Source organism: Pseudomonas sp. R28(2017) (genome assembly GCF_002112505.1).
Classification (GTDB): domain Bacteria; phylum Pseudomonadota; class Gammaproteobacteria; order Pseudomonadales; family Pseudomonadaceae; genus Aquipseudomonas.
This window is the reverse complement of record NZ_NEHW01000009.1, coordinates 54,198-69,724: the sequence shown is the minus strand read 5'-3', so window position 1 is coordinate 69,724 and position 15,527 is coordinate 54,198. Positions and strand designations below refer to the sequence as shown.

Here is a 15,527-nt window from a genome sequence, read left to right as displayed (position 1 = left end):
ACCGTGGACAATCCTCTTCTGCAAGGCAGCCAGATTCCCGTCGACTATCCCTCGATTACCCTCGAACACATGGTGGGTGCGTTCGACTACGTGCTGGAGGCGCATGAGCAAGGCATTGCGCGGATCATCGAGCAGCAGCAGGCCCTTCCTACCTGGGACGACCTGGTGCTGGCAGTAGATGGTCTGGATGCCCAGCTACTGGCCGTGCTTTATGCGTGTTTGCCACTGGTGGGCAAGGGCGCGGACTGGGGGCAGGCATTCGGCAGCTATTACGCCAAGACCGTGATGCGATTCGACCAGAAGTTCAGCAACAACAGGCTGCTGGCCTTGTATGAGCGCCTGGCGGGCGCGGCCAACGGCGTGAACCTGGATGCCGCCAAGCGTGCCACCCTGCGCTGGCACCTCGACAAGTTCGCTATCAGCGGCGCCTCGCTGGAAGAACAGGACAAAGCCCGCCTTGCCCAGTTGCAGGCGGAAATAGGCGCGCTGCGGGCAACGTTTCTGGGCAATATCAACCGGCCTGGGCTGCTGATCGAAAACGAGGCGCAGTTGCAGGGGCTGTCGCCATGGCTGCGCGAGGAGCTGGCGGTACAGGCTCAAGCGGCTGGGCAACAGGGCTGGCTGATTGCTTGTGAAACCGCAGTCACCGAGGCAGTTCTGAACCAGGCGCAACATCGTCCGCTGCGCGAAAAGGTCTATCGCGCCTTTCACCTGCGCGGTGTACGCAGCGACGCGGAACTGGATAACGGTACCCTCCTGCAACGGGTGGCCGAGCGGCTGGACGAGAAAGCCCGTTTGTTGGGCCACGCCAGTCACCTCGACCTCAGCCTGCTTGCCAAGAGCGCCGGCTCGGCCAGTCAGGTACGCGAATTCCTGTATGCACTGGCAAAGGAGCTGCGCCCTGCGCTGGAGCAATGGCGTGCGGATCTGCAACGACAGGCCGTGGATCAACAACTGACGCACGTCGAGCCCTGGGACATTGGCTATCTGCAGAACCGTGGCGGCGAGGTGCATGCCGGCACCGAGTTCCGCGAGCATTTCCCGCTGAGCGCGGTGGTGGCGGCCCTGACAGACCTGGCGCAGCAACTTTTTGCCCTTGAGCTGCGGCCCGTGGCACTGGCGACGTGGGACGATAGCGTGCAGACCTTCGAAGCCTGGCAGGATCATGCACGTGTTGGCATCTTCTACCTGGATGCCGTTCAGCACGCCGGCAAGCAGGCCGATGCGGTGTTCACCAACTATGTGCGTAACCGGCGGGTGGATGCCGAGGGGCTCTATCAGTCAGCGGTGGTGGTGGTGAACAGTGATGTTCCAGCCGCACTGGCGGGCGCCGAGCCGCTGCTGGACCACCTGGCGCTGCGCAAGCTGTATCACGAGTTCGGCCACGCCTTGCATCACCTGTTGGTACGCACTGGCAACCACGTGATGTCCAACGTGACTGAGCTGGGTACCGACGGCGTGGAGCTTTTCGGCAAGCTGTTCGAACGCTGGGTGTGGGATGCGCGCTACCTGGCCGGCATTGCCGCCCCGCGCCAGGATGGCAGCAGCCTGAGCCGGGCCGAGGCTGAAGGTTACCTGGAGCAATATCGCCAAGCCGACATCGGCGACACCGGCCGTGACCTGAGCCTGGCGCTTTTCGATCTGGACCTGCATGGCTCGCCGCTGGACGGCAGAAGCCTGGCCCAGCGCCTGGCCGATGCACGTGAGCGTTGTGGTTATTGGCCGTTGGCTGATTTCGAGCGGCCCGCCCATGCCTTCGATCACCTGGCCAATGGTTACGATGCAGGTTTTTATGCCTACCTGTGGGCCGATGTTCATGCATTCGACCTGTTTACCCGCTTCGAAGCCGCTGGCCTGCTGGACCGTGCCACGGGCAAGGCATTGCAGGAGGCGCTGTTCGAGCCCGGGGCGTCACGCCCGCTGAGGGAAGGGCTGGAAACCTTCCTCGGTCGCTCGCCGAACCAGCAGGCCTACTTGCGCTGGCATGGTTTGGCCTGACCGGAGGCGCTGGTCATTTCGCAGGGATGCGGATACTGTACATGAATACAGTATCCTGGGTTGGCGATGATACCTCCAACAGTGTTAAAGGGCCGGGGTACGGCTCACAATCCGCATAACCGCTTCGCACCCAGCCACTCGGTGGCGGAGGACGACGGCTGGTATCAGGAGGTGCCCCAGACCCAGGGTACCGAGGTGCGCATCGAGACGGCCAAATCGGTCATCAGCCGCAACACTTCCCCCGACCTCCCCTTTGACCGGTCCATCAATCCCTACCGAGGCTGCGAGCATGGTTGCATCTACTGCTATGCCCGCCCCTCGCATGCCTACTGGGACCTGTCCCCAGGCCTGGATTTCGAGACCAAGCTGATTGCCAAGACCAACGCAGCCGAAGTGCTTGCGCAGCAGTTGAGCAAGCCGGGCTACGTCTGTGCACCCATCAACCTGGGCTCCAACACCGACCCGTACCAGCCGATCGAGCGGGAGCAGCAACTGACAAGGCAGATCCTGGAAGTACTGCTGCGGTTTCGGCACCCGGTGACCATCGTCACCAAGGGCGCGCTGGTATTGCGCGACCTCGACCTGCTGGCCGAAATGGCCCGCCAGCGTCTGGCGCGGGTGATGATCAGCCTCACTACCCTGGACGATGACCTCAAGCGGGTGCTAGAGCCGCGCGCAGCCTCACCCAATGCCAGGCTGCGGGCCATTCGCGTCTTGCGCGAGGCCGGTGTGCCGGTCGGCGTGCTGTGTTCGCCGATGATTCCGATGATCAACGACAGTGAACTGGAGCGTTTGCTGGAGGCTGCCAAGGACGCGGGCGCGCAAAGTGCTGCCTACATGATGCTGCGCCTGCCGCTGGAAGTGGCGCCATTGTTCGAACAGTGGCTGCAGGACCATTACCCGCAGCGGGCCGCCCATGTGCTCAGCCTGATTCGCCAGAGCCGGGGTGGTGAACTGTACGACAGCCGCTTCGGTGCGCGGATGCGCGGTGAGGGGGTATTTGCCGAGTTGCTGGCCCAGCGTTTTGCCAGGGCGATGAAACGGCTGGACTTCGAGGGGCGGGAAGCGCAGGCGCTGGATTGCTCGGCCTTTTGCCCGCCAGGTGGTCAGATGGCGCTGTTCTGAAAGCAGCTGGCGCTTGCAGGCATCCCTAGTGCTACTCATTCAAGCAAATAATCTCGGTAATGGCTCTTGGCAGCTGATGCTTTTTTGCTATTATCCAGTTCCCGCCTTTTTGATCTGGAACGCCTGTTCTAGAGCCTTCGAATTAAGTTTCAGTTAAGTTTTCCCCGCTAGCGTAGGAATCCGGCCAGCGAAGACTGTGATCTATCGCTCTCGCGCGTCATCTAAATCTGCGCATAGCCAGAATCTTTCACCGGTAAAATGGATTTACCTACACACCGTCAAGAGGATGAATCATGCCCGTCAAGGACCCATCCAAGGTCATTCCGCAAGCCCCCGCGGAGAGCGCCGATGCCGCCCTGAAGCACATCGTCGACGGCTTCCTGCGCTTTCACCATGACGTCTTCCCTGAGCAGCAGGAGCTGTTCAAGAAGCTCGCCACCGCGCAAACCCCGCGCGCCATGTTCATCACCTGTGCCGACTCGCGCATCGTCCCCGAGCTGATCACCCAGAGCTCGCCTGGCGACCTGTTCGTGACCCGTAACGTCGGCAACGTGGTACCCCCTTACGGCCAGATGAACGGCGGCGTGTCCAGCGCCATCGAATACGCCGTGTCGGCATTGAAGGTGCACCACATCATCATCTGCGGTCACTCTGACTGCGGCGCCATGCGTGCGGTGCTCAACCCGCAGTCGCTGACCAAGATGCCGACGGTTTCTGCCTGGCTGCGTCATGCGGAAGTGGCTCGCACCGTGGTCGAGAACAACTGTTCCTGCGGCAGCGAGCACGAAACCATGCAAGTGCTGACCAAGGAAAACGTGATCGCCCAGCTGCATCACCTGCGCACGCACCCGTCGGTGGCGTCGCGCCTCGCAGCGGGTGAGCTGTACATCCACGGCTGGGTCTACGACATCGAAACCAGCAAGATCGAAGCCTACGACGCCGCCAGCGACAGCTTCCTGCCCCTGGCCGCTGGCGAGCCGATCCCGAGCGCCACTCCGAGAGGCCGCTACTAAGCGACCCGTCCACAGCTGAACCTTGAATAGCCGGCTGCACCCAACGCGGGTGTGGCGCGGCCTTCGGCTGCCTTGAAAATGCCCTGACTGCCCTGCCGGCAATCCCGCTGGCGGCCCGCGCCTGCGCGCGTGTCAGGGACCACACGTGCCCACGGCCAGAGGAATGGCCGTGCGACAGAGAAAGGAGAACGATGGTGAACATGACACAGTTGAAAGCGGCCCTGCCGCGAGAGTTGCTGGCGTCGGTGGTGGTCTTCCTGGTCGCCCTGCCGTTGTGCATGGGCATTGCGATCGCGTCGGGCATGCCGCCGGCCAAGGGCCTGATCACGGGGATCATTGGCGGTATCGTGGTGGGCTTTCTTGCGGGTTCGCCCTTGCAGGTCAGCGGCCCGGCGGCAGGCCTGGCAGTGCTGGTGTTCGAGCTGGTACGCCAGCACGGCATGGCGATGCTCGGGCCGATCCTGTTGCTCGCCGGCATCCTGCAGCTGCTGGCCGGGCGTTTGCGCCTGGGTTGCTGGTTCCGGGTCACGGCGCCGGCGGTGGTATACGGCATGCTCGCCGGTATCGGAGTGCTGATCGTGCTGTCCCAGGTGCATGTGATGTTCGACACGGCGCCGCAGCCCTCAGGCATGCAGAACCTGTTGGAATTCCCCTCCACCGTGGCCGCGGCCTTGCCGCTTGAAAGTGCAGGCTCTGGCTGGATGGCCGGTGCGCTGGGCTTGGGCACCATTGCCATCATGTGGGGTTGGGAGCGCCTGCGGCCACAGAAGCTGCGCTTCGTGCCGGGCGCCTTGCTGGGCGTGGCGGCGATGACCGCCATCGCCATGTGGCTGGCGTTGCCGGTGAACCGGGTGCAAGTGCCGGCGGACCTCTCCGAAGCGATCGACTGGATCCGCCCGGATGACCTGTTGAAGCTGGCCGACCCGACCCTGCTGGTGGCGGCCTTCGCCCTGGCCTTCATCGCCAGCGCCGAAACGCTGCTGTCGGCGGCCGCCGTCGACCGCATGCACAGTGGCCAGCGCTCGGACTTCGACCGTGAGTTGTCGGCCCAGGGCATCGGCAACATGCTCTGTGGCGTGCTCGGGGCGCTGCCCATGACCGGGGTGATCGTGCGCAGCTCGGCCAACGTCCAGGCCGGCGCGCAAACCCGTGCCTCGGCAATCCTGCATGGCTTGTGGCTACTGGCGTTCGTGGTGGTGCTGAGCAGCGTGCTGCAGCAGATTCCGGTGGCGAGCCTGGCCGGGGTGCTGGTGTTCACCGGCGTGAAACTGGTGGACTTCAAGGCGTTCCGCGGGCTGGGCCGTTACGGTCGGATGCCGATGTTCACCTACGCGGCTACCGCGTTGGCGATCATCTTTACCGACCTGCTGACCGGCGTGCTGTTGGGCTTTGCCCTGACCTTGCTGAAGCTGGCGTTCAAGGCGGCGCGGCTGAAGATCAACCTGGTGAGCCTGGAGAAAGACGGTCACATGGAGCTGCGGCTCAGTGGCGCGGCGACTTTCCTGAAGGTGCCGGCGCTGACCCAGGTGCTCGATACCGTGCCGGCGGGGACGACCTTGCATGTGCCGTTGGGCAACCTGAGCTACATCGACCACTCGTGCCTGGAACTGCTCGAGGACTGGAGCCGCAGCAATGCGGCCAATGGGGCGCGGCTGGTGGTCGAGCAGCGGCGCTTGAAGCGGCGGATCGAGGGGCGGCTGCGCACCACGGCGGGCGTGGGGGCCTGAGCTGAAGGGGTGTGTTGCCCGGCCAGGCCTCTTCGCGGGTGAACCCGCTCCTACAGGAATCGCGTTGTACCTGTGGGGGCGGGTTCACCCGCATAAAGGCCCGGCCAGGAGGAATCAGGCCGGCTGGCCCAGCTCCACACCCAGCTGGCGCGACAGGCACGGCCAGCGCTTCCAGGCCTCGCCTGTCTGGGGGCTGGTGAGGGTTTCGCGATAGGCTTCCACCGACTCTGCGGCGAAGCTTTCGTCGTCCAGCATCTCATCCACCGAATGGTGCACCACTTCATCCAGCTGGTTGGCGAAGGTTTCGCCGATCAGCTGGTGGGCGATCAGGTTGGCCACCGTGGTGTCGACCGGGATCAGCGGTTGCTGGAAGTGGCGGATGTACAGGTCGTTGACCTCCTCCACCAGGCGGTGCGCCAGGTAGGCTTCATCCAGCAGGCAGTCGAGCCCCACATGGCCCTGCATCACGCTCGGCGGCTGCAGGAAGTAGGCCTCGGCAATCTTCAGCACAGGTTTGATCTGCGATTCGATCCCCGCTTCGCGGGCCACCTCGTGGGCGGCTTCCAGCAGCTCCGGAACCTGATCGATGTAAGCGCCGACGAAGCGCGCCAAAGTACCCTGGGCGTCCTGCTCAGGCAGTTGGATCGAGGGGTGCAGGTGGGGCAGTTGCAGCTCGAGACGCTCTTTCAGTTGGCCGGTGCGGCCTTCGTGATCGTGGGCTTGGCTAATCTGCTCGCGTACAGCAGCGATGTTCATGACAACTCCAGGGACAAGACGTTTCAAACGGAAGACACTAAATTAGCTCGGTATACAGCATACCTAAGACGTATTTGTTATAAATCGCGCAAACGTGTGCGCCGTTCGGCATATCGCGGCGCCACTATTTTGCCATAACCCATCAAGCTCGCACCTTTGCGGGCTTTTACCGATTTCGTGAAGTTCATTTCACCGGTGCCGTTGCGTGCCGTTGGTCGCTGTCTATACTCCCGTTGAACGTGATTCGTTGATGAGGCCCGACTGCTTTTGCAGGGGCTCGGTCGTCGAAGCCAGGCAGTCTTGACCGCCGTTCCCTCTTGCCGCAGGCCACGCCTCCGGGACTACAAGAACGAGAAGGGGAACCCGCAATGATGCGACATCCACATGTCTGGATGGGCCTCCTGTTGTGGTCGGTTTTTGGTCAGGCCAACGCCGCCTGGACCGTGAACATGCACCCGGGGGCGACGGAAGTCTCCAACGCCGTGTTCGACCTGCACATGACGATCTTCTGGATCTGCGTGATCATCGGCATCGTGGTATTCGGTGCGATGTTCTGGTCCATGGTCATCCATCGCCGTTCCACCGGCCAGCAGCCAGCGCATTTTCACGAGCACACCTGGGTGGAAATCCTCTGGACCATCGTCCCCTTCCTGATTCTGGTGGCCATGGCCATCCCGGCCACCAAGACCCTGATCGACATCTACGACGCCAGTGAATCGGACATCGACATTCAGGTCACCGGTTACCAGTGGAAATGGCATTACAAATACCTTGGCCAGGATGTGGAGTTCTTCAGCAACCTGGCCACCCCCGCCGAGCAGATCCACAACAAGGCGCCCAAGGACGAGCACTACCTGCTTGAAGTCGACCAGCCGCTGGTGCTGCCGGTGGGTGCCAAGGTGCGCTTCCTGGTGACCGCCGCCGACGTCATCCACTCGTGGTGGGTGCCGGCCTTCGCGGTCAAGCGTGACGCCATCCCCGGCTTCGTCAACGAAGCCTGGACCCGTATCGAGAAACCCGGAATCTACCGCGGCCAGTGCACCGAGCTGTGCGGCAAGGACCACGGCTTCATGCCGGTGGTGGTCGAGGTCAAGTCCAAGGCCGATTACGACACCTGGCTCGGTGAACGCAAGGCCGAGGCGGCCAAGCTCAAGGAACTGACCAGCAAGGAGTGGACCCTCGAAGAGCTGGTCGAGCGTGGCGACAAGGTCTACCACACCACCTGCGTGGCCTGTCACCAGGCCGAAGGCCAGGGCCTGCCACCGATGTTCCCGGCGCTCAAAGGCTCGAAAGTGGCCACCGGGCCGAAGGAAGAACACCTGGGCGTGGTGTTCCACGGTCGCCCGGGCACGGCAATGGCCGCATTCGGCAAACAGCTCTCGGAAGTCGACATCGCCGCCGTGGTCACCTATGAGCGCAACGCCTGGGGCAACAACAAGGGCGACATGGTCACGCCGAAGGACGTGCTGGCGCTCAAGCAGGCAGAAGCCAAGTGAACCGGGTTTTGCGCGGCAATCAGCGGATTGCAGGAGACAGGACATGAGTGCAGTGATCGACGACCACGCCCACGGCCATGACCACGCCCACGGCCCGGCCAAGGGCCTGATGCGCTGGGTGCTGACCACCAACCACAAGGACATCGGCACGATGTACCTGTGGTTCGCCTTCACGATGTTCCTGCTTGGCGGCTCGTTCGCCATGGTGATCCGCGCCGAGCTGTTCCAGCCCGGGCTGCAGATCGTGGAGCCGGCGTTCTTCAACCAGATGACCACCATGCACGGCCTGATCATGGTGTTCGGCGCGGTGATGCCAGCGTTCGTCGGCCTGGCCAACTGGATGATCCCGCTGATGATCGGCGCGCCCGACATGGCCCTGCCGCGGATGAACAACTTCAGCTTCTGGCTGTTGCCGGCGGCCTTCCTGCTGCTGGTTTCCACCCTGTTCAGCCCAGGCGGCGGGCCGAACTTCGGCTGGACCTTCTACGCCCCGCTGTCGACCACCTACGCGCCGGCCAGCGTCACCTTCTTCATCTTCGCCATCCACCTGATGGGCATCAGCTCGATCATGGGTGCGATCAACGTGATCGCCACCATCCTCAACCTGCGCGCCCCGGGCATGACCCTGATGAAGATGCCGCTGTTCGTCTGGACCTGGCTGATCACCGCGTTTCTGCTGATCGCGGTGATGCCGGTGCTGGCCGGGGTGGTGACCATGATGCTGATGGACATCCACTTCGGCACCAGCTTCTTCAGCGCCGCCGGTGGCGGTGACCCGGTGCTGTTCCAGCATGTGTTCTGGTTCTTCGGCCACCCCGAGGTGTACATCATGATCCTGCCGGCCTTTGGCGCGGTCAGCTCGATCATTCCGGCGTTCTCGCGCAAGCCGCTGTTTGGCTACACCTCGATGGTGTACGCCACCGGCGCCATTGCCTTCCTGTCGTTCATCGTCTGGGCCCACCACATGTTCGTGGTCGGCATCCCGGTGGTCGGCGAGCTGTTCTTCATGTACGCCACCATGCTCATCGCCGTGCCCACCGGGGTGAAGGTGTTCAACTGGGTCAGCACCATGTGGGAAGGCTCGCTCAGCTTCGAGACGCCGATGCTGTTCGCCATCGCCTTTGTCATCCTGTTCACCATCGGCGGCTTCTCCGGGCTGATGCTGGCCATCGCCCCGGCGGACTTCCAGTACCACGATACTTACTTCGTGGTGGCGCACTTCCACTATGTGCTGGTGCCCGGGGCGATCTTCGGCATCTTTGCCTCGGCCTACTACTGGCTGCCGAAGTGGACCGGCCACATGTATGACGAAACCCTCGGCAAGCTGCACTTCTGGCTGTCGTTCGTCGGCATGAACATGGCCTTCTTCCCCATGCACTTCGTGGGGCTGGCCGGGATGCCGCGGCGTATTCCCGACTACAACCTGCAGTTTGCGGACTTCAACATGGTGTCGTCGATCGGCGCCTTCCTGTTCGGCACCACGCAGCTGTTCTTCCTGTTCATCGTCATCAAGTGCATCCGGGGCGGCGCACCCGCCCCGGCCAAGCCCTGGGATGGCGCCGAGGGCCTGGAATGGTCGGTGCCCTCGCCTGCGCCCTACCACACCTTCCAGACCCCACCGGAAGTGAAGTAGGAGCGCCGGCATGAAAGGCTCGTCGCTCAAGCGCCTGGTCACCCGCCTGCTGGTGTTGGCGGTGGTCATGTTCGGCTTCGGCTTCGCTTTGGTACCGATGTATGACGTGATGTGCAAGGCGTTCGGCATCAACGGCAAGACCGGCGGGCAATACGAGGGCAGCCAGGTCAGCGACCCGACACGCTCGGTGCGGGTGCAGTTCATGTCGACCAACGCCGCCGACATGGTCTGGGACTTCTACTCCACCGGCGATGAGCTCGAGGTCAACCCGGGAGCGGTGAACCAGATGATCTTCATTGCCCACAACCCGACCGACCGGCCTATGAGTGCGCAAGCGATCCCCAGCATCACCCCGGCCGAGGCCGCGGCGTACTTCCACAAGACCGAGTGCTTCTGCTTTACCCAGCAGGTGCTGCAGCCCGGCGAACGCATCGAGATGCCGGTGCGCTTCATCGTCGACCGCGACCTGCCGGCCAGCGTGAAGCACCTGACACTGGCCTACACCTTGTTCGACATCACTGCGCGTCATCCGCCGGTCGCCCATGCCGCGGTGCAGAACGCCCAGGGCCCCCGCTAAGGGAAGGAGATCGGCAATGGCAAGTCACGAGCACTACTACGTACCGGCGCAGAGCAAGTGGCCGATCATCGCCACCATCGGCATGTTCATAACGGTGTTCGGCCTGGGCACCTGGTTCAACGACATGAAGGCCGGCCACCCGTCCTCGCACGGGCCGCTGATCTTCTTTGTCGGCGCGCTGTTCCTGGCCTACATGCTGTTCGGCTGGTTCGGCGCGGTGGTCAAGGAGAGCCGCGCCGGCTTGTACAGCCCGCAGCTGGACCGTTCGTTCCGTTGGGGCATGAGCTGGTTCATCTTCTCGGAAGTGATGTTCTTCCTGGCCTTCTTCGGCGCGCTGTTCTACGTGCGCGTGCTGGCTGGGCCGTGGCTGGGCGGTGACGGGGCCAAAGGGGTGGCACACATGCTGTGGCCGACCTTCGAGTTCACCTGGCCGCTGCTGCACACGCCGGACCCGAAACTGTTCCCGCCGCCCAAGGAAGTGATCGACCCGTGGCACCTGCCGCTGATCAACACCATTTTGCTGGTCAGCTCCAGCGTGACCATCACCATCGCTCACCACGCCTTGCGCCGTGACCATCGTGGCCCGCTGAAATTCTGGATGGCGCTGACCATCCTCCTGGGTATCAGCTTCATCTCGCTGCAGGCCTACGAGTACCACGAGGCCTACACCAAGCTGGGGCTGACCCTGGGCTCGGGCATCTATGGCGCGACGTTCTTCATGCTCACCGGTTTCCACGGTGCCCACGTGACCTTGGGCACGATCATCCTGATCGTGATGTTCGTGCGCATCCTGCGCGGGCACTTCAACCCCGACAAACACTTCGGTTTCGAGGCGGCGAGCTGGTACTGGCACTTCGTCGATGTGGTGTGGGTGGGGCTGTTCATCTTTGTGTATGTGCTTTGACGATTACCCTGTGGGAGCGGGCTCGCCCGCGAATGCGATGTTGAATGTACCGACGCATTCGCGGGCAAGCCCGCTCCCACAGGGTTGGAGGATCATTTCAAAAAGGGGCGTGGGAGACCAGCTGGCCGCTGATGAAGCCCCAGGCCACCAGGCCGATGGTGAGGGTGGCGAGAGCCACCCGCACAGTCAGCGCTTTTAGCAGGCGGGTCGAGTTTTCATCGTCCTTGACCAGGAACACCAGGCCACTGAACAGGCTGGCAACCGTGGCCAACAGCATCAGGACTATCGCGGCCTTGAGCATGGCGCTTCTCCGGGGGGATGCGGTGATGTGGATAAGTATAGCGAGGCGCCGGTGAGGCCGTTTCGCCCTGGCTGGATACCGACCCTGGTGGTGCTTGCGCTGCTGCCGGGGCTGATCGCGCTTGGCTGCTGGCAGCTCGGCCGGGCCGAAGAAAAGCGCGTGCTGCTGGCGACGTATGCCGAGCGTGAGGTCGATGCCCCGCTGGCTACCACCCAGCTGCTGCAAACGCAGGACGCCGCCTTCCGTCGGGTTCATTTGTACGGACGGTTTGACGCCGAGCACAGCCTGCTGCTGGACAACCGCATGCGGGACGGCCAGGCCGGTGTCGAGCTGTTGCAACCCTTCCATGACCAGGCCAGCGGCCTGTGGCTGCTGGTCAACCGCGGCTGGCTGGCGTGGCCCGACCGCCGCGTGCCGGTGCACTTCGACACGCCCGACCAGGCCCTGGCACTGAACGCGTCGGTGTATGTGGCGCCGGGCAGCACCTTCCAGTTGCACCCCGACCCGGTCGGGGAGCAATGGCCGCACCTGCTCACGGCGGTCGACGCTGCGCAGGTCTGGCAGCAGCTGGATCGCGAAGGCTTTGCCCATGAATTACGCCTGGAGCCCGGCCCGGCGGCTTATCGGCTGGACTGGCCGATCGTCGCCATGGGCCCGGAAAAACACCTCGGTTACGCCGTGCAGTGGTTTGCCCTGGCCACTGCGCTGGTGCTGCTCTACCTGTATTTCGGCTGGCACAACAACAAGGAGAAAAAGCATGGCCACCGCCACTCCACTGGACCTGCCTGAACGTAGCAAGCCCAGAGCCCGCGGGCGTTTGCAGCTGTTGTTGATCTTGCTGGTGGTGCTCGGGCCGATGATCCTGGCCACCTGCATGTACAAACTCCAGTTCTGGGTGCCGGAGGGCCGCAGCTACCACGGCTCGATGATCGGCAACGGCGAGCGCCGCGCCGACATCGGCATCGCTGGCGAGGACCAGCGCTGGCAATTGCTGGTCAGCGCCCCGGCCGCCTGTGCCGAGGAGTGCCAGCGCCTGGTGTACCTGGTGCGGCAGATCCAGGTCGGCCTGGGCCGCGACGCCAGCCGTGCCAGCCACGCCTTGGCCGCCGCCCAGCCGTTGGCCAGCGACTACCAGGCACAGCTTGAGCGTGAATATCCGCAGTTGCAGCGCTACCCGCTGGATGCCCAGCGCTACCTGCAGAAGGTTGGCGAACCCGGCCCGCAACTGTGGATTGTCGACCCGCACGGCAACCTGGTGCTGCGCTACGACGCCAAGGTCAACGGCAAGCACGTGCTCGACGACCTGCGTCACCTGCTCAAGCTGTCCAACATCGGCTAGGAGCCTGCCATGGCCAGACCCGGATTCCGCATCGCTGTGTTCGCCACCCTGCTGGCACTGCTGGTCGTCCTGCTCGGTGCCTACACCCGCCTGACCCACGCCGGGCTCGGCTGCCCCGACTGGCCTGGTTGCTATGGCTTCATCAGCGTGCCCAAGAGCGAAGCGCAGCTGGCCCATGCCGAGCTGCACTTCCCCGACCATCCGGTGGAAGAGGCCAAGGGCTGGGCCGAGATGGTCCACCGCTATTTCGCCGGCACCCTCGCCGTGGTGATCGCCCTGCTCGCCTTGCAGGCGCTGCGCCGGCATGCCCGCGATGGCCAGCCTTATCGGTTGCCCCTGCTGTTGCTGGGCGTGGTGCTGGCACAGGCGGCATTCGGCATGTGGACCGTCACCCTGAAGCTGTGGCCGCAAGTGGTCACAGCACACCTGCTCGGTGGTTTCACCACCCTGAGCCTGCTGTTCCTGCTTTCCCTGCGTCTATCCCGGGCCTTTGCGCCCTTGCCGAAACTGCCGCTCAGCCTGCGGCGGATAGCAGCACTGGCGTTGCTGGTGGTGATCGGCCAGATCGCCCTGGGTGGCTGGGTCAGTGCCAACTATGCGGCGGTCGCCTGCATCGACCTGCCCACTTGCCACGGCCAGTGGTGGCCGGCGGCAGACTTCAGCAACGGCTTCCACCTCACCCAGCATGTCGGCCCCAACTACCTGGGCGGCCAGCTCGACAGCGATGCGCGCACGGCCATCCACATCAGCCATCGCCTGGGTGCGCTGCTGGTGACCTGTGTGCTGCTGATGCTCAGCTGGAAGCTGCACCGCTGTGGCCTCACTGGCTTGTCGCGGCTGGTGTTGCTGGCGCTGGCGGTGCAGCTTGGCCTGGGCATCAGCAATGTGCTGTTCCACCTGCCATTGGCCGTGGCGGTGGCGCATAACGCCGGCGGTGCGCTGCTGCTGCTGAGCATGGTGCTGGTGAACTACCGCATCCGCGTGGTCGACAAGGTGCGTGTCGGGGTTGGCCATGGCTGGCGCCTGCGGCCCGTGGCCGGGGTGAGCATCAGCCATCACATGAGGAACGATTCGTGGCGACGCTTCTGAGCGTACGGCGTGCCGGCTGGCGCGATTACCTGGAGCTGACCAAGCCCAAGGTGGTGGTGCTGATGCTGATCACGTCGCTGGCGGGCATGTTCCTGGCGACCCGTGCCGGGGTCGGCTGGGGTGTGCTGCTGTTCGGCAACCTGGGGATCGCCCTGTGCGCGGGCAGCGCGGCAGTGGTCAACCACGTGGTGGACCGGCGCATCGACGCACTGATGGCGCGTACCCACAAGCGGCCGTTGGCCCAGGGCCGAGTCGAGCCATTGCCGGCGTTGCTGTTCGCCCTGACCCTGGCGTTGCTTGGCATGGCCCTGCTGCTGGTGTTCACCAATGCCCTCACCGCCTGGCTGACCTTGGCCTCCTTGCTAGGCTATGCGGTGCTCTACACCGGCTTTCTCAAGCGTGCCACGCCGCAGAACATCGTCATTGGAGGCCTGGCCGGCGCCGCGCCGCCGTTGCTGGGTTGGGTCGCGGTGAGTGGCCATGTCAGCGCCGAGCCCCTGCTGCTGGTGCTGATCATCTTCGCCTGGACGCCGCCGCACTTCTGGGCGCTGGCCATCCACCGCAAGGAAGAGTACGCCAAAGCCGATATCCCGATGCTGCCGGTCACCCATGGCGAGCGTTACACCAAGCTGCATATCCTGCTGTACAGCCTGATATTGCTGGCGGTGAGCCTGCTGCCGTTTGCCATCCACATGAGCGGCCTGCTGTACCTGGCCTGTGCCCTGGGGCTGGGCCTGCGCTTCCTGCAATGGGCCTGGGTGTTGTACCGTGGCAGCCGGCCGCACGCGGCGATCGGCACCTTCAAGTACTCCATCGGCTACCTGTTCGCGCTGTTCATCGCATTGCTCGTTGACCACTACCTGTTGCTGAATCTATGACCCGAACCCAGAAAACCGTCTTTATCCTCGTCGCCCTGGTCGCGCTGATCCTGGGCCTTACCGTCAACAAGGTGCTCAATGGCCGTGGCCAGCTCAACCCCACCGAGCTGATCGACGCTGGCATCATTCTGTTGCCGCAGAGCCGCACGGTGGCTGACGTGACCATGACCAACCAGGATGGCCAGCCAGTACAGCTGGACGACCTGAAGGGCAAATGGTCGCTGCTGTTCTTCGGCTACACCTACTGCCCGGACATCTGCCCGACCACCTTGGCCCAGTTGCGCCAGGTGAAGAGCGAGCTGCCCAAGGAGGCCGTGGACCGGCTGCAGGTGGTGCTGGTGAGCGTGGACCCGAACCGCGATACGCCGAACCAGCTCAAGCAGTACCTGGGCTATTTCGACAAGGATTTCGTCGGGGTGGCGGGCTCGATCGAAGATACCCAGAAGCTGGCCAATGCCTTGAGCATCCCGTTCATTCCGGCGGATACCAGCAAGCCGGGGTATACCGTGGATCACAGCGGCAACCTGGCGATCGTCGGGCCGGATGGGCGCCAGCGTGGGTTCATTCGTGCGCCGTTCAACAACCAGAAGCTGGTGGCGCAACTGCCCGGGCTGGTTAAACGGGATTGATGGGGTTTTAAAAGCTTCGCGGGCAAGCCCGCTCCCACAGTGATATCGACAAGCCTGAGGCT

General features: G+C 63.6%; 15 protein-coding genes. 13 read left to right on the top strand and 2 right to left on the bottom strand.

The genetic code is table 11. The features are described 5' to 3' along the window. Nucleotides 1–3 precede the first annotated feature (3 nt). The 4 genes from CAF78_RS16860 (at nt 4) to CAF78_RS16845 (ending at nt 5,863) form a co-directional block, all read left to right on the top strand. Nucleotides 4–1,998, top strand: coding sequence for a M3 family metallopeptidase (locus CAF78_RS16860; protein ID WP_085676602.1), 1,995 nt, complete (start codon nt 4–6; stop codon nt 1,996–1,998). A 66-nt stretch (nt 1,999–2,064) separates the two neighbouring features. Next, nucleotides 2,065–3,123, top strand: coding sequence for a PA0069 family radical SAM protein (locus CAF78_RS16855; RefSeq protein ID WP_085676603.1), 1,059 nt, complete (start codon nt 2,065–2,067; stop codon nt 3,121–3,123). Between the two features lie 293 nt (nt 3,124–3,416). Next, on the top strand, nt 3,417–4,136 hold the full coding sequence (locus CAF78_RS16850) for a carbonic anhydrase (protein WP_085676604.1): 720 nt from the start codon (nt 3,417–3,419) through the stop codon (nt 4,134–4,136). Nucleotides 4,137–4,327: 191 nt separating this feature from the next. After that, nucleotides 4,328–5,863 (top strand): SulP family inorganic anion transporter, encoded by a 1,536-nt coding sequence (locus tag CAF78_RS16845; protein ID WP_176247321.1) that lies wholly within the window; start codon nt 4,328–4,330, stop codon nt 5,861–5,863. Nucleotides 5,864–5,977: 114 nt separating this feature from the next. Here CAF78_RS16845 and CAF78_RS16840 read toward each other — a convergent pair whose 3' ends face one another. Beyond that, on the bottom strand, nt 5,978–6,619 hold the full coding sequence (locus CAF78_RS16840) for a hypothetical protein (protein WP_085676605.1): 642 nt from the start codon (nt 6,617–6,619) through the stop codon (nt 5,978–5,980). 368 nt (nt 6,620–6,987) lie between these two features. Between CAF78_RS16840 and coxB the strand changes: the two genes are divergently transcribed. From coxB to CAF78_RS16820, 4 genes are read left to right on the top strand one after another with little or no spacing between them, the layout of a single operon-like run. Then, nucleotides 6,988–8,115 (top strand): cytochrome c oxidase subunit II, encoded by a 1,128-nt coding sequence (coxB, locus tag CAF78_RS16835; protein ID WP_085676606.1) that lies wholly within the window; start codon nt 6,988–6,990, stop codon nt 8,113–8,115. Between the two features lie 43 nt (nt 8,116–8,158). Then, the gene (ctaD, locus tag CAF78_RS16830; protein ID WP_085676607.1) at nt 8,159–9,748 is read left to right on the top strand and encodes a cytochrome c oxidase subunit I; all 1,590 of its coding nucleotides are present in this window, start codon (nt 8,159–8,161) and stop codon (nt 9,746–9,748) included. A 10-nt stretch (nt 9,749–9,758) separates the two neighbouring features. After that, a complete protein-coding gene (locus tag CAF78_RS16825) occupies nt 9,759–10,325 on the top strand; it encodes a cytochrome c oxidase assembly protein (protein WP_085676608.1) in 567 nt (188 codons plus the stop codon). Nucleotides 10,326–10,341: 16 nt separating this feature from the next. After that, nucleotides 10,342–11,229, top strand: a complete 888-nt coding sequence (locus CAF78_RS16820; protein ID WP_085676609.1) for a cytochrome c oxidase subunit 3 — start codon at nt 10,342–10,344, stop codon at nt 11,227–11,229. Nucleotides 11,230–11,326: 97 nt separating this feature from the next. Here CAF78_RS16820 and CAF78_RS16815 read toward each other — a convergent pair whose 3' ends face one another. Next, entirely contained in the window at nt 11,327–11,530 is a 204-nt protein-coding gene (locus CAF78_RS16815) for a twin transmembrane helix small protein (RefSeq protein ID WP_060507818.1), read from the bottom strand. Nucleotides 11,531–11,581: 51 nt separating this feature from the next. On the opposite strand from CAF78_RS16815, the gene CAF78_RS16810 reads away from it, so the two are divergent. The 5 genes from CAF78_RS16810 to CAF78_RS16790 are packed head-to-tail and all read left to right on the top strand — an operon-like array spanning nt 11,582 to nt 15,465. After that, nucleotides 11,582–12,319: an SURF1 family protein gene (locus CAF78_RS16810; RefSeq protein ID WP_085676660.1), complete on the top strand. Its 738-nt coding sequence runs from the start codon at nt 11,582–11,584 to the stop codon at nt 12,317–12,319. Further along, on the top strand, nt 12,288–12,869 hold the full coding sequence (locus CAF78_RS16805; protein ID WP_085676610.1) for a hypothetical protein: 582 nt from the start codon (nt 12,288–12,290) through the stop codon (nt 12,867–12,869). The genes CAF78_RS16810 and CAF78_RS16805 overlap by 32 nt, the downstream gene beginning before the upstream one ends. Before the next feature lie 9 nt (nt 12,870–12,878). Further along, nucleotides 12,879–13,958 carry a heme A synthase gene (locus CAF78_RS16800; RefSeq protein ID WP_085676611.1) on the top strand — a complete coding sequence of 360 codons (1,080 nt, stop codon included), beginning with the start codon at nt 12,879–12,881 and terminating at the stop codon, nt 13,956–13,958. Then, entirely contained in the window at nt 13,943–14,836 is an 894-nt protein-coding gene (gene cyoE, locus CAF78_RS16795; protein ID WP_085676612.1) for a heme o synthase, read from the top strand. Before CAF78_RS16800 ends, cyoE begins: the two co-directional genes overlap by 16 nt. Beyond that, nucleotides 14,833–15,465 carry an SCO family protein gene (locus CAF78_RS16790; protein WP_085676613.1) on the top strand — a complete coding sequence of 211 codons (633 nt, stop codon included), beginning with the start codon at nt 14,833–14,835 and terminating at the stop codon, nt 15,463–15,465. Before cyoE ends, CAF78_RS16790 begins: the two co-directional genes overlap by 4 nt. The last annotated feature ends 62 nt before the right edge of the window (nt 15,466–15,527 follow it).